Below are 13,502 nucleotides of genomic sequence, written 5' to 3'. Positions count from 1 at the left end.
GCATCTTATAGTAGAAGTTTCTTGCTTAAAACGTTGACGTTTTTATTGATTTTGTTCAGTTTTCAATGTTCAATTTGCTTTAATTCGTCTTGAGCGACATATAATATCATATCATTCGTTTTCATTATATGTCAACATCTTTTTTAAACTTTTTTCTTTCATGCTGACTGTTTTTCAGCAGCAACGTTTATTAATATACCACCTGCTGCAGTACTCGTCAATCACTTTTTTGATTTATTTTATCGGAAAATAAAAAAATGAATAGCCGCCAAGGAGAGAACCCCTGGCAGCCCTAGGAAACCGGCAAGAAAGGCTGTAAATGGATTCATTACTATATGCAAGCCTGTCTGTTGAATTAACACATTTGCCCCATATAAAAAGAAAGCACCTATTACCATTTTTTTTAACACTGTAAATAACATTGCACTTGTTTTTTGCATATCTCTTCACGCTCCCCTTCTATACGTATGGAAGGAGATTATTCTTTTATGCGGATTTGACGTTTTTTTGCTTCTCTAAATAAAAAGAAATATTTAGCCTGAGCGGCTTTTGTTTGTGCTTCAAGCTCATCATTTTGCTCAAAACTAAGACGAAGCAAATCGCGGCGCTTAAACCAATCCGTTCTCGAACGGTCCAGCAATTCGATTAATTTATCATCATATACACTGCGCAACGTTTGTTTTTTACGGAAAAACATGAATGATTCTCCTCCTTACAGCTCACGGCGGCCTTCAATAGCTTTAGACAATGTTACTTCATCTGCGTATTCAAGATCGCCGCCTACTGGAAGACCATGGGCAATGCGCGTTGTACGAATGCCGGATGGTTTTAGTAACCGAGAAATATACATGGCAGTTGCTTCACCTTCAATATTCGGATTGGTCGCCAAAATAACTTCTTTAACAGTTTCGTCCTGCAGTCGTTTGATGAGGTCAGGTACATTAATATCTTCTGGTCCAATCCCTTCCATTGGCGAGATAGCGCCATGAAGAACATGGTAGAGCCCATTATATTCTTTCATTTTTTCCATCGCAATAACGTCTTTTGGATCCTGCACGACACAGATGATGCTTCGGTCTCGCCTTTCATCTTTGCAAATGGAGCATGGGTCCTGGTCGGTAATATGACCACAAACTGAGCAATAGCCAAGATCACGCTTTGCATTGACGAGTGCTTTAGCAAAACCAAGTACATCGTCTTCTTTCATATTTAAAACAAAAAAAGCCAGACGAGCCGCTGTTTTCGGCCCAATGCCCGGCAGTTTCATGAAGCTGTCAATCAGCTTCGTTATCGGTTCGGGATAATACATCCGCAGTTCCTCCTCTTTAGAAAGGAAGGTTCATCCCTTTCGTAAACTGTCCCATTGTCTGGTTTGTTTCGTCGTCCACTTTTTTCAATGCATCGTTAACAGCTGCAAGAACAAGATCCTGAAGCATATCGATATCATCTGGGTCCACGACTTCTTCTTTTATTTGAACGTCTGTTACTAGTTTTTGACCGGAGATGCTTACTTTCACCATGCCGCCGCCCGCTGTTCCTTCAAATTGCTTTTCAGCCAGCTCTTCCTGTGCTTCCTGCATTTGCTTTTGCATTTTCTGCATTTGCTTCATCATATTTTGCATATTGCCCATTCCTCCGCCACGCATCATGTTCATCATCCTCCAATTAAGTTAGTCTTTAATTTCAAGAAACTCTTCCCCGACAAGTTCCAGCGCTTTTGATACGAGAGGGTCTTCTTCCTCTTCCTGCACATCCGCATCTGTTCCGTCAGCCGGCGGTGTATAGCTGCCGTCTTCTTTTTGCTTTTTCAAAAAAGAACGGCGAATGTCCATCCAGGCATCTTCCGGCACAACAAGCGGCCGGTACGGCTTGCCGGTTAATTCATTTAAAATCGTCGAAATAGAATCCATAAATGCTTTATTATCGGACGCCATTTGACAATGAATTTCATATTTAAATTTTAACACAAATGAGTCACTAGACGCAGCGACAGGTTCCGCATCGTTTAAAAGAGCTGCCTGCGAGCGCATTTGCCGCTCGCTTAAGTAGCCAATCATATTCCCCCAGCAGCTTTTAATGTTTTGAATGTCCTGCTTGGTGGCTTCCGAGAGCACTTTTTCAATTTGCGGCATAGAGACTTTAAATAGATTGCCCGGGCGTGATATTTTTTTGGATGCTGGTTTCAGTGCTTCTGCTTCCGCCATGCCGGACGGCCGATTTTTCAGTTCCTGGACTTCCTGCTCAAGCCGATTTATTTTCTCGATCAATCCAGCTACTTCTGGACCAGATGCAGAAGATTCAGCTTTTATATGCAGACGGCACATTTTCACAATTGCTACTTCCAGATAAATACGTGCATGATTTGTAAACTTCATATCCTGCTGTGCTTTATTTAAAACCGCAATGTATTCATAAATGGCTGATTCAGAAAACCGGCCGGCCATTTCTTTAAAATCCTCATCCGCCATCGTCCGCTCCATGGACTCTTCGAGACCAGGAGCCATTTTAAAGAGCAGCATATCACGGAAATATAAAATCATATCTTCTGTGAAACGGACCGGATCTTTCCCTTCCATTAGCAATTTGTTTAATGTCTGGACCGCTTCTGCCGCATTTTGCTCATAGATGGCCTGCGCAATTGCATTCAGTATTCCCTGTCCGACTGTCCCAGTTACCGTCAGCGCATCATCTTCCGACAAGCGGCCGCGGCTGTAGGAAACGGCCTGATCAAGCAGACTAAGTGCATCCCGCATTCCGCCTTCTGCGGCGCGAGCAATGATCGGCAAAGCCAATTCATCAAATTCTGTGTCCGTTTCATTTAAAATGAGCGTCATCCGGCCCGTGATCGCGTGAGCGGTAATCCGCTTAAAATCAAACCGTTGACAGCGGGAAATAATTGTTAAAGGAATTTTATGCGGCTCCGTGGTGGCTAAAATGAAGATCACATGGGATGGCGGTTCTTCGAGTGTTTTTAAGAGCGCATTAAAAGCGCCCGTTGAAAGCATATGCACTTCATCGATAATATACACTTTATAACGGACAGAACCAGGCGCGTATTTTACTTTATCGCGTATATCCCGAATTTCATCTACACCATTATTAGAAGCAGCATCAATTTCAATAACATCTTGAATCGAGCCGTTCGAAATACCCCGGCATGATGCACATTCATTGCAAGGTTCTGCAGACGGACCGTTTTCACAGTTTACCGCTTTGGCTAAAATTTTCGCCGCACTCGTTTTTCCGGTACCACGCGGACCTGAAAAAAGGTATGCATGCGAGATTTTATCTTGAAGGAGAGCATTTTGAAGCGTTTTCGTTATATGCTCCTGCCCAACGACATCTGCAAAGTTTTGCGGCCGCCATACACGGTATAATGCCTGATAGCTCATTCTTTACCTCCTTCACCTTTCTTGTTTTATTATAAACGAACGATAGCACCTTTTCTATTCCGATAAAAGCAAAAAGACGCCCGGCAAGCCGGACGCCTTTTGATTATGTATACCGTGCACCTTCTGTCGACTGCCAATCACAGGCGTTACTTGAGCAGTTAGCTCAGCCCAGGCTGTCCCACGGCACATGAGAGAGTCCACTTAATGCTGCTTCCTTCCGGACCTGACATGGTTCATGGGTTCTCATTGCGCAGGACCCGGGCGTCAACGCCACTTACAAAAGGCAGGCCCCACAATTAAACAGCCTCGAGAAGGAATTCAGTTCCGCTAGAGCGGATTGCGGATACAGGGCACCGCTACCTCCCCACTTAGCACGGCAAGAACTATTATACTATTTAACCGGCAAAAAAGCAACGGTGAAGCTATTCCACTTTTTGCTTCTTCTGGTCTTTCTTTTTTTTGCGGAGATTTCGAAAAAATTCCGTCAGCAGCATCCCGCATTCATCCGCCAGTACTCCTGGAACAACCTCGCATCGGTGGTTAAACCTTTCATCGTCCAGCAAATTCATTAAAGTGCCAGCGCACCCCGCTTTCGGATCGTCCGCCCCATATACCACTCGTTCCACACGGGAAAGCAAGATAGCGCCGCTGCACATCGGACACGGTTCGAGAGTGACATAAAGCGTCGTCCCCTCCAATCGCCACGACCTTGTTGATTCACATGCTTTTTCAATCGCCAGCAGCTCCGCATGGGTCACCGCATTTTGGGTCGTTTCCCTCAAATTATGGCCCGATGCGATAACTTCATTGTTTTTAACAATAACGGCTCCAATCGGCACTTCACCAAGGCGCTCCGCTTTTTTCGCTTCTTCGATAGCCATTTTCATAAAAAATTCATCCATTTCCATGCTCCTTTCGGCAAAAATTCGGGTAATACTATAGAAAATAAGGAGGAAAGATAATGACAAAGAAATGCGCGCTTCTCATTATTGATATGATTAATGATTTTCAATTTCCAAACGGGGGAAAACTGGCAGAGTTCACGAAAGAAATCGTCCCTCCTATTTTACAGTTAAAAGAACATTTTTACGAAAAAGAATGGCCCGTCATTTATGTAAATGACCATTATCAGCTTTGGAAAGCCGACATTGCCCTCATTACAGACCATGCGACGAATGACGTGAGCGCTCCTATTATACAGGAAATGAAGCCGGGTCATAAAGATTACTTTTTAATAAAGCCGAAGCACTCTGCATTCTACGGAACTGCTTTACATACGCTTCTGCACGAGCTGGACGTCACATCCGTCGTCAATACAGGAGTTGCCGGCAATATTTGTGTGTTTTTCACAGCCAACGATGCGTACATGCGTGAATTTGATATATATATACCGAAAAATGCGATTGCATCGGAAGAAGAAAAGTTTAACGAGTATGCGCTCGAAATGATGGAAACTGTTTTAAAAGCGGACGTGCGCCCATCAGACGAATTCATTCAACTTTTGTCATAAGAAGCTGTCCCTCTCTGTACATATAATAAAGAGAGGGGGAAGAGCGTATGCACATTTATGTAGTCAAAAGCGGCGATACACTGTTTCAAATTGCGCGGCGATACGGGACAACCATTCAGGCGATCAACAAAGCAAATCAACTTCCAAATCCGGCGCAGCTCGTCATCGGGCAGGCGCTGGTTATTCCCGTTTCCGGACGATTTCACCTGATTGCCGCCGGAGACAGCCTATGGAAAATTTCAAGGCAGTACGGTGTTACAGTGGAAGAGATCGTCCGAATTAATGGCTTGTCACAGTCCGCCCCGCTGCAAATCGGGCGGCAGCTGCGCATTCCATCGCCTACAAAAACACCCATTGAGTCAACGGGCTATATTGAGCCTTCCGCATCCGGCTACTCAGGAAACATCCTGAACCAGGCACGGGAAGCGGCCCCACAGCTGACCTATTTTTCCCCGGTCAGCTACAATGCCAAACGGGATGGCTCACTTGAAGAACCACCCATTCGTCCACTGTCGCCAATTGCTGAACAAAATGGCACCGTCTTTATGATGAATATCACAAATTTGGAAAACGACCAGTTCAACGCAGAGCTTGGGCGTATTTTGCTTAACGATGAAGCAATCCAGCAGACATTTTTGAATAATATAAGCCGGATCGCCAGGCAGACAAATTTCCGGGACATTCATTTTGATTTTGAATATTTACGCCCGGAAGACCGGGAAGCATATAATCGGTTTCTCCGCCGTGCTACAGAACGCTTTCATCGTGAAGGCAAAACTGTATCAACCGCGCTCGCGCCAAAAACGAGTGCCACACAAAAAGGTCAGTGGTATGAGGCGCATGATTACAAAGCTCACGGAGAGATTGTCGACTTTTCCGTTATTATGACGTACGAATGGGGATACAGCGGCGGACCGCCAATGGCCGTGTCCCCTATCGGACCGGTACGCAATGTTTTAACTTACGCGCTGACAGAAATACCCGCCTCCAAAATCGTGATGGGCCAAAATTTGTACGGATATGACTGGACGCTTCCGTACCGTCAGGGAAATCCACTGGCAAGAGCGATCAGCCCGCAGGAAGCAATTCGGCTGGCGGTCCGCTATCGGGCATCGATCCGCTATGACTTCACTGCGCAGGCACCATTTATCGATTATACGGATGAAAATGGACGTGCCCATAAAATATGGTTTGAAGATGCGCGTTCGATTGACGCGAAATTTTCTCTTTTAAAAGAATTAAAGCTGCGCGGCATCGCATATTGGAAAATCGGCCTTTCTTTTCCGCAAAACTGGCTTCTGCTTGCTGACCGCTTTACCATTATTAAAAAATAAAAAGAACGCCCATCTGATAAACAGATGGGCGTTCATATCTCTAATTATGCACGTATGGTAAAAATGGAGGAGGAAAGGGGATTCGAACCCCTGCGCGGTTTAACCCGCCTGTCGGTTTTCAAGACCGATCCCTTCAGCCGGACTTGGGTATTCCTCCGTCGTATCGACAAGAATTAATTTATCATAATCTAAATTATCCTGTCAACACGATTCGACTTATTTTTTTTCGATTTTTTCTTTGCCACCCATGTATGGACGAAGTACTTCCGGAATAAGAATGCTGCCGTCTTCCTGCTGATAATTCTCCAAAATAGCGGCAACGGTACGGCCGATGGCAAGACCTGAACCGTTTAATGTGTGCACATGCTCCGGCTTACCATTTTTCTCGCGGCGGAAGCGGATATTTGCCCGGCGTGCTTGGAATCCTTCAAAGTTAGAACAAGAAGAAATTTCTTTGTATGCGCCATAGCTCGGAAGCCACACTTCGATGTCGTATTTTTTCGCCGCTGTAAACCCAAGATCGGCAGAACACATGTCAAGAACACGATACGGAAGACCAAGCAATTGGAGCACTTTTTCCGCATGGCCCGTCAGTGTTTCCAGCTCCTCATAAGAATTTTCCGGCTTCACAAAGCGGACCATTTCCACTTTGTTAAATTGATGCTGGCGAATCAACCCGCGTGTATCACGTCCGGCAGAACCCGCTTCAGAACGGAAGCACGCGCTGTACGCCGCGTAAGAAATCGGCAAATCCTCGCCATTCAAAATTTCATCACGGTGGTAGTTTGTAACTGGTACTTCAGCTGTCGGAATCAAAAAGTAATCTTCTGCTTCAATCCGGAATGCATCTTCTTCAAACTTTGGAAGCTGGCCAGTTCCAGTCATACTCGTTCGGTTAACCATATACGGCGGCATCATTTCTGTGTAGCCGTGCTCTTCTGTATGCAAATCAAGCATAAAGCTGATGAGCCCACGTTCCAGTTTTGAACCAGCGCCTTTGTAGAAAGTAAAGCGGCTGCCTGTTACTTTGCCGGCACGCTCAAAATCGAGAATATCAAGATCCGTCGCCAAATCCCAGTGCGGCTTTGTTTCAAAATCAAATGCCGGTACATCGCCCCATGTGCGAATTTCCACATTATCATCTTCTGAATCGCCTGCCGGTACACTTTCATGAGGGATATTCGGCATCCGAAGCATCAGTTGCTCGAGCTTTTCTTCAGTATCACGAAGATCGGCGTCTAATTCCTTAATTTTGTCGCCCACTTCACGCATTTCGGTAATAAGGGCATCCGCATCCTGTTTTTCTTTTTTCAAGCGTGCAACTTCCTGCGATACACTGTTGCGTTTTCCTTTTAACTCTTCTGTCTGGCCAAGCAGCTCACGGCGTTTTTTCTCCAGTTCTTCAAAATCTTCAAACGCGCTCATGTCCTCGCCCCGGAATTTCAGCCGTTCTTTTACTTTTGCAAAATTTGACCGCAAATATTTCATATCCAGCATATGCTATTCCTCCTTTAGAAAATAAAAAAACTTCCGCCCCCTATATAAAGGGACGGAAGTTATATTCCGCGTTACCACCCTGATTGAAAGCACAACATGCTTTCCTCTCAAAACAACGTTTTAACGGCCTGCGCCGGTCAATGCTTACTCTTACTTCAGCATCCCGCTCCGGAATGGATTCACATGACTTCTCCACCGGTTCGCACCACCCACCGGCTCTCTTTTGAAGTAAATCAAGCTACTAGCTTCCTTCATCGCGTTTCACTATTTTATTTGAATTCAATGTACTACATTTTTTATGAATTCGCAAGTGACGCTTTTGCCTGCTCCGCCATACCGATAAAGTAGCCCGTAATACGGTGATCATCCGTCAGCTCCGGATGAAAGGAACAGCCGAGGTAATGGCGGTCGCGCGCGGCGACAATCCGGCCGTCGCATTCCGCCAGTACTTCTGTTCCTTCTCCAGCTGAAACGATATGCGGTGCACGGATAAAAACGGCGTTATAGTCATCCGCCACATCTTTAATCATAAGATCCGCTTCAAAGCTTTCTTTTTGGCGGCCAAATGAATTCCGTTCAACGGCAATGTTCATTAATCCGAGGTGTGGTTCAGCGTAACCGACTACTTCACCAGCGAGTAAAATAAGACCCGCGCATGTTCCAAACATCGGACGCCCGGATTCTCCAAAAGCAAGAAGCGGCTCCATAAAACTGTACCGGTCGATCAAGCGGCGCATCGTTGTGCTTTCACCACCCGGCAAAATCAAGCCGTCCAATTCATCCAGCTGTTCGGGCCATTTTACAACGACCGCTTCCGCTCCATTTTCTTCAATCGAGCGCACGTGCTCACGAACGGCACCCTGTAATCCAAGTACACCGATCTTTGTCATTACCAGCCGCGCTCCTGCATGCGTGATTCCGGCGCGATTTTTGAAATTTCAAGACCTTTCATCGGCTCGCCCAGTTCTTTTGAAAGCTCAGCAATTAATTTGTAGTCTTGATAATGCGTTGTCGCTTCCACAATCGCGCGGGCAAATTTAGCCGGATTGTCTGATTTGAAGATGCCGGATCCGACAAATACGCCGTCTGCACCAAGTTCCATCATAAGCGCTGCGTCTGCTGGCGTTGCAATACCGCCTGCTGCAAAGTTTACAACCGGCAGTTTGCCTTCTTTTCTAATTTGCATTAGTACTTCAAACGGCGCACCGTGATTTCTTGCTTCTGTCATAACTTCATCTTCGCTCATATGAACAAGCTTGCGAACTTGTGCGTTCACTTTGCGCATATGGCGAACAGCTTCAACGATGTTCCCTGTTCCAGGCTCACCTTTTGTACGAAGCATCGAAGCACCTTCACCGATCCGGCGTGCTGCTTCACCGATATCGCGGCAGCCGCAGACAAACGGTACTGTGTAGTCGCTTTTCAGCAAATGGTACTCTTCATCAGCTGGCGTCAATACTTCACTTTCATCCAAATAATCAACACCCATTGCTTCAAGCACACGTGCTTCCACAATATGGCCGATACGCGCTTTCGCCATAACTGGAATGGTCACAGCATTCATTACTTCTTCCACGATACGCGGATCTGCCATACGAGCCACTCCGCCGGCTGCACGAATATCAGATGGGACACGCTCGAGCGCCATAACCGCTACTGCACCTGCTTCTTCTGCAATTTTTGCCTGCTCTGCATTCACAACGTCCATAATGACGCCGCCTTTTTGCATTTCTGCCATTCCCCGCTTAACGCGATCTGTACCTGTATTCATTTTCTTACTCCTCCTATATTGGTCAGAAAAAACTGATTTTTTGTAAAATACTTAAATCCTAATAAACACGAAAAATCACCTTCTGTCAATAGCAGAAGGTGATTTTCATTAAAACCAACCAGTTACTTTATCTACAACCCAATTCCATCCATTGCTAATGCCGCCCCCAACTGCGCGCATTGATAAAACAAACCAATTCGCTTTCTCAACGTTTTGGGCTGTTTGTACATTTGTTTGACCGGCTGCCTTTAAAAATAGAACTGCTTGGTCTTTATCATCTTGAATTGATACAAAACCAACCACTTTATCCTTTTTCACCGGTGCAATCAATTTTCCATTTTCGTTTAAATCCGAACTATTTAAGATAACTTTTGTTTTATAATTCGTTTCTGAAGCTTTTGGCACTAAAATAGATAAAGAAGATGCTGTTTGAAGCTTCACTTCTTTTTCTTTTCCTTTTTGAACAGATATTGTTTCAGTCCCTTTCACCGCACTGCCAGCTGCGACAAGCTCTTTAGACTCGAACTGAGTAAAACCATAGTCCATCAGCTTCTTCATTTCTGTAAACCGGGCATTATATGTTCCTTCGCCGCTTTCACTTGTCGCACCCATCACAATCGCAATAAGCTTTTGGCCGTTGCGTTCAGCTGTTCCAGTAAAACAGTAGCCTGCAAAATCAGTTGTTCCTGTTTTTAAGCCTGTCATCCCTTCATAAGCAAAAACAAGAGAAGGAAGCATCCAGTTCCAGTTTTCCATTGAAATTTCATCATCGGTTCCTTCACGGAATTTCTTTTTTGGAATTCCGGCTGTCTCCAGCACTTCCGGGTAATCATTTACTAACCGGTATGCAAGTGTGGCTACATCACGGCCGGACATCATATTTTCATCCGTCTCAGCACCAGTTGAATGATTTCCTTTTAAATCTTTATTATTTAATCCAGTTGAGTTGACGAACTTCACTTTTTCCAAACCAAGTGCTTTTGCTTTTTCATTCATCAATTTGACAAATTCCGCTTCGGAGCCTGAAATTTTTTCCGCAATGGCAATTGTCGCCGCGTTTGCTGAATAAATTGTCATCGCCTCGTACAATTCTTGGATCGTGTACGTTTCATCGGCGCGGAGCGGGACATTTGACAAACTCCGATCTTGAGAGACGGTATATACGTAGTCTGATACTTGATATGTATCATCCAAACTTACTTTGCCTTCTTTGACCGCTTCAAGCAGTAAATATTCCGTCATCATTTTTGACATGCTGGCCACACCAAGCTGCTGATCGCTATTTTTCTCATACAGCACTTGGCCGGTTTCCGCATCAATCAATACAGCGGCCGCCGCATTGACATCAAAAGCCGCACGTGCTTTCATTTGGCCAGGGGAAAACAATCCAATAAACAACAACACGCTTAACAGAACAGCGCCAATCTGATACCCACTTCTCTTTTTCACACTCAAAACCCTCCATTTTTTATGCAACACTTTCGTTATTGTACCATACACGTTCATGGGAAAAATAGACGAGAAACGACCTAGATGCCATATACTAAAGGCAGGGGGAATAATTTTGAATAACTTATCAATCCGTCCTGCTTTGCCAAAGGACGCTGGCTTTGCCATGCCGCTTATTATTGAGGCAATTGGAGCAATTGCCTGCAGACTAACGGGAATGCAGAAGGAAGAAGATGTAGTACGAACGCTGCTCACTCTTTTCAAACAAGAAACGAATCGGCATTCATATTTATACACGTGGATCGCTGAACAAAAAGGAGTTCCCGCCGGCATACTCGTTTTATACGATGGACAAAAAGGAGAAGAATTAGATGCCATTTTGTCAAGCTGGCTGCAAAAAAATGGCGCACCGATTTCTTTTTTAGATAAAGAAGCACATTCAGATGAATGGTATATTGATACGATTTGTGTTCATCCTGATTTTCGCGGACAGGGGATTGGCACGATTCTTTTAGACCATGCTGAAAAAACCGCAAAACAGCATGGGGCACAAAAACTCGCTTTAAACGTCGAAATCGAGAAAAAAAGAGCGTACTTGCTGTATAAACGGAAAGGGTTTGAAGTCACAGAACCATGGACAATTATCGGCGAACCTTTTCACCACATGGTAAAACATATTTAAAAGCAGCCTGTCCAATACTGGACAGGCTGCTTTTCCCTATAATGAATAGTTAGGCGCTTCTTTTGTAATTTGCACATCATGTGGATGACTCTCACGAAGACCTGCGCCTGTCATACGGATAAATTGGCTGTCTTCACGAAGTGCATCAATGTCTTTTGTGCCGCAATAGCCCATACCGGAACGAAGACCGCCTGTCAGCTGATACAATGTATCAGACAGCGGGCCTTTATAAGGAATACGCCCTTCGATGCCTTCCGGAACAAATTTCTTTGCGTCTTCTTGGAAATAGCGGTCTTTTGAGCCTTTTTCCATTGCGCTGACAGACCCCATACCGCGATATACTTTAAAGCGGCGTCCTTGGAAGATTTCTGTTTCGCCCGGGCTTTCTGTTGTACCAGCAAGCAAGCTGCCAAGCATTACAGCAGAACCGCCTGCAGCGATCGCTTTTACAATATCCCCAGAGTATTTAATTCCACCGTCCGCGATAATCGCTTTGCCGTGCTTACGAGCTTCTGTCGCACAATCATAGACAGCCGTAATTTGTGGTACACCTACGCCTGCAACAATACGCGTCGTACAAATAGAGCCAGGACCGATGCCAACCTTCACAACATCGACGCCTGCTTCAAACAACTCGCGAGTGGCTTCAGCTGTCGCTACATTTCCAGCAATAATGTTTAATTCAGGGTAAGCAGAACGAATTTCTTTTACTGTTTCAATAACACCTGCTGAGTGACCATGCGCTGTATCAATCACAATAACGTCTACGTGAGATTGGACGAGCATTTCAACACGCTTCATCGTGTCACCCGTTACCCCAACCGCTGCGCCGGCAAGAAGGCGTCCTTGTTCGTCTTTCGCTGAGTTCGGGAACTCAATTACTTTTTCAATATCTTTAATCGTAATAAGGCCTTTTAAGACACCATCTTTATCAATAAGCGGGAGCTTTTCAATTTTGTGTTTTTGCAGAATTTGCTCAGCTTCTTGAAGCGTTGTGCCAACCGGAGCCGTCACAAGATTTTCTTTCGTCATAACATCCGTAATTAAAATCGAGTAATCCTGGATAAAACGAAGGTCACGGTTTGTCAGGATGCCCACAAGCTTTTGCTCTTCCTGGCTGTTCACAATCGGCACACCAGAAATGCGGTACTTGCCCATTAAATGCTCTGCAGCAAATACTTGATGCTCAGGTGTTAAAAAGAACGGATCGCTGATAACGCCGCTTTCTGAGCGTTTTACCTTATCCACCTGCTCAGCCTGCTGTTCAATGCTCATGTTTTTATGAATGATCCCCAGGCCACCTTGACGCGCCATCGCAATCGCCATATCGCCTTCCGTAACAGTATCCATTCCAGCACTGATCATTGGAATGTTCAATTTCAAACTTGGCGTTAATTCCACCTTGAGGGATACATCTTTTGGAAGCACCTCTGATTTCGCTGGTACAAGCAATACATCATCAAACGTTAATCCTTCTTTTTTAAACTTATCTTCCCACATATTTAAGCCTCCCTGACCGAAAAATATTATTAGTAGGTTATCAATTGAACGGGTATAATGTCAAGGTTCGCTTTATAAGTTAGACTTTTTTGAATTTTCGCACTTAAATCCGAACATTACAAGCAAACGCTTTACCAATACACTAATGAAACAACTTCTTCCAACTCTTCCAAAAATCAATATCGCGCTATACCATTCTTTTGATTTCAAATGATTCTTTTGTTTTATTTTATCTTGTTCAGAAAAAATTACAACAAAAAAGACAACCTGAATATTCAAGTTGTCCTGTTGTGCCAGGCGGCGTCCTGCTCTCACAGGGGGAAACCCCCAACTACCATCGGCGCTGAAGAGCTTAACTGCCGTGTTC

Annotated in this window: 14 protein-coding genes, 1 tRNA gene, 1 rRNA gene, 1 other RNA gene and 1 other annotated feature; of the genes, 3 read left to right on the top strand and 14 right to left on the bottom strand. The window is 44.8% G+C overall.

Annotation, left to right across the window (positions count from 1 at the left end; translation table 11 throughout):
* Positions 1-239 precede the first annotated feature (239 nt).
* The 7 genes from NLX67_RS21610 to tadA form a co-directional block, all read right to left on the bottom strand.
* The gene (locus NLX67_RS21610; protein ID WP_256520079.1) at positions 240-422 is read right to left on the bottom strand and encodes a pro-sigmaK processing inhibitor BofA family protein; all 183 of its coding nucleotides are present in this window, start codon (positions 420-422) and stop codon (positions 240-242) included.
* 56 nt (positions 423-478) lie between these two features.
* The gene (locus NLX67_RS21605) at positions 479-697 is read right to left on the bottom strand and encodes a YaaL family protein (protein ID WP_046181177.1); all 219 of its coding nucleotides are present in this window, start codon (positions 695-697) and stop codon (positions 479-481) included.
* Positions 698-712: 15 nt separating this feature from the next.
* Entirely contained in the window at positions 713-1,309 is a 597-nt protein-coding gene (recR, locus tag NLX67_RS21600) for a recombination mediator RecR (RefSeq protein WP_046181176.1), read from the bottom strand.
* A 16-nt stretch (positions 1,310-1,325) separates the two neighbouring features.
* The gene (locus NLX67_RS21595) at positions 1,326-1,646 is read right to left on the bottom strand and encodes a YbaB/EbfC family nucleoid-associated protein (protein ID WP_046181180.1); all 321 of its coding nucleotides are present in this window, start codon (positions 1,644-1,646) and stop codon (positions 1,326-1,328) included.
* Positions 1,647-1,670: 24 nt separating this feature from the next.
* Positions 1,671-3,392: a DNA polymerase III subunit gamma/tau gene (gene dnaX / locus NLX67_RS21590; protein ID WP_254313467.1), complete on the bottom strand. Its 1,722-nt coding sequence runs from the start codon at positions 3,390-3,392 to the stop codon at positions 1,671-1,673.
* A gap of 112 nt (positions 3,393-3,504) precedes the next feature.
* Positions 3,505-3,769, bottom strand: an RNA gene (gene ffs / locus NLX67_RS21585) — signal recognition particle sRNA large type.
* 45 nt (positions 3,770-3,814) lie between these two features.
* Entirely contained in the window at positions 3,815-4,300 is a 486-nt protein-coding gene (gene tadA, locus NLX67_RS21580; protein WP_046181174.1) for a tRNA adenosine(34) deaminase TadA, read from the bottom strand.
* A gap of 53 nt (positions 4,301-4,353) precedes the next feature.
* On the opposite strand from tadA, the gene NLX67_RS21575 reads away from it, so the two are divergent.
* Positions 4,354-4,902, top strand: a complete 549-nt coding sequence (locus NLX67_RS21575) for a cysteine hydrolase family protein (RefSeq protein ID WP_254313466.1) — start codon at positions 4,354-4,356, stop codon at positions 4,900-4,902.
* A 47-nt stretch (positions 4,903-4,949) separates the two neighbouring features.
* On the top strand, positions 4,950-6,236 hold the full coding sequence (locus NLX67_RS21570) for a glycoside hydrolase family 18 protein (RefSeq protein WP_254313465.1): 1,287 nt from the start codon (positions 4,950-4,952) through the stop codon (positions 6,234-6,236).
* Positions 6,237-6,300: 64 nt separating this feature from the next.
* Here NLX67_RS21570 and NLX67_RS21565 read toward each other — a convergent pair.
* The 5 genes from NLX67_RS21565 to NLX67_RS21545 all read right to left on the bottom strand — a co-directional run bounded on the left by NLX67_RS21565 (position 6,301) and on the right by NLX67_RS21545 (position 10,953).
* Positions 6,301-6,393 (bottom strand) — tRNA-Ser (locus tag NLX67_RS21565).
* Between the two features lie 59 nt (positions 6,394-6,452).
* A complete protein-coding gene (serS, locus tag NLX67_RS21560; RefSeq protein WP_046181171.1) occupies positions 6,453-7,733 on the bottom strand; it encodes a serine--tRNA ligase in 1,281 nt (426 codons plus the stop codon).
* Positions 7,734-7,778: 45 nt separating this feature from the next.
* Positions 7,779-7,997, bottom strand: a binding site (T-box leader).
* Between the two features lie 32 nt (positions 7,998-8,029).
* Positions 8,030-8,623 (bottom strand): pyridoxal 5'-phosphate synthase glutaminase subunit PdxT, encoded by a 594-nt coding sequence (gene pdxT, locus NLX67_RS21555; RefSeq protein WP_254313464.1) that lies wholly within the window; start codon positions 8,621-8,623, stop codon positions 8,030-8,032.
* Positions 8,623-9,504 (bottom strand): pyridoxal 5'-phosphate synthase lyase subunit PdxS, encoded by an 882-nt coding sequence (gene pdxS / locus NLX67_RS21550; RefSeq protein WP_046181169.1) that lies wholly within the window; start codon positions 9,502-9,504, stop codon positions 8,623-8,625. The genes pdxT and pdxS overlap by 1 nt, the downstream gene beginning before the upstream one ends.
* A 108-nt stretch (positions 9,505-9,612) precedes the next feature.
* Positions 9,613-10,953 carry a D-alanyl-D-alanine carboxypeptidase family protein gene (locus tag NLX67_RS21545; protein ID WP_309143161.1) on the bottom strand — a complete coding sequence of 447 codons (1,341 nt, stop codon included), beginning with the start codon at positions 10,951-10,953 and terminating at the stop codon, positions 9,613-9,615.
* Positions 10,954-11,068: 115 nt separating this feature from the next.
* On the opposite strand from NLX67_RS21545, the gene NLX67_RS21540 reads away from it, so the two are divergent.
* Complete coding sequence (locus NLX67_RS21540) at positions 11,069-11,635, top strand: GNAT family N-acetyltransferase (protein WP_254313462.1); 567 nt, start codon at positions 11,069-11,071, stop codon at positions 11,633-11,635.
* Positions 11,636-11,671: 36 nt separating this feature from the next.
* Here NLX67_RS21540 and guaB read toward each other — a convergent pair whose 3' ends face one another.
* Together guaB and rrf are read right to left on the bottom strand one after the other, a co-directional pair.
* Positions 11,672-13,135, bottom strand: a complete 1,464-nt coding sequence (gene guaB / locus NLX67_RS21535) for an IMP dehydrogenase (protein ID WP_046181167.1) — start codon at positions 13,133-13,135, stop codon at positions 11,672-11,674.
* 292 nt (positions 13,136-13,427) lie between these two features.
* Positions 13,428-13,502, bottom strand: a 5S ribosomal RNA gene (gene rrf, locus NLX67_RS23470); the annotation flags it as partial.

The organism is Domibacillus sp. A3M-37 (assembly GCF_024213455.1).
GTDB lineage: Bacteria > Bacillota > Bacilli > Bacillales > Domibacillaceae > Domibacillus > Domibacillus tundrae.
The sequence above is the reverse complement of the archived record's forward strand: the minus strand, read 5'-3'. Positions and strand labels throughout refer to the sequence as shown.

Bases quoted from the DNA above. Each gene is read 5' to 3' on its own strand.
- NLX67_RS21610 (WP_256520079.1), bottom strand. From the start codon at position 422: ATGTTATTTACAGTGTTAAAAAAAATGGTAATAGGTGCTTTCTTTTTA.
- NLX67_RS21605 (WP_046181177.1), bottom strand. From the start codon at position 697: ATGTTTTTCCGTAAAAAACAAACGTTGCGCAGTGTATATGATGATAAA.
- recR (WP_046181176.1), bottom strand. From the start codon at position 1,309: ATGTATTATCCCGAACCGATAACGAAGCTGATTGACAGCTTCATGAAA.
- NLX67_RS21595 (WP_046181180.1), bottom strand. From the start codon at position 1,646: ATGCGTGGCGGAGGAATGGGCAATATGCAAAATATGATGAAGCAAATG.
- dnaX (WP_254313467.1), bottom strand. From the start codon at position 3,392: ATGAGCTATCAGGCATTATACCGTGTATGGCGGCCGCAAAACTTTGCA.
- tadA (WP_046181174.1), bottom strand. From the start codon at position 4,300: ATGGAAATGGATGAATTTTTTATGAAAATGGCTATCGAAGAAGCGAAA.
- NLX67_RS21575 (WP_254313466.1), top strand. From the start codon at position 4,354: ATGACAAAGAAATGCGCGCTTCTCATTATTGATATGATTAATGATTTT.
- NLX67_RS21570 (WP_254313465.1), top strand. From the start codon at position 4,950: ATGCACATTTATGTAGTCAAAAGCGGCGATACACTGTTTCAAATTGCG.
- serS (WP_046181171.1), bottom strand. From the start codon at position 7,733: ATGCTGGATATGAAATATTTGCGGTCAAATTTTGCAAAAGTAAAAGAA.
- pdxT (WP_254313464.1), bottom strand. From the start codon at position 8,623: ATGACAAAGATCGGTGTACTTGGATTACAGGGTGCCGTTCGTGAGCAC.
- pdxS (WP_046181169.1), bottom strand. From the start codon at position 9,504: ATGAATACAGGTACAGATCGCGTTAAGCGGGGAATGGCAGAAATGCAA.
- guaB (WP_046181167.1), bottom strand. From the start codon at position 13,135: ATGTGGGAAGATAAGTTTAAAAAAGAAGGATTAACGTTTGATGATGTA.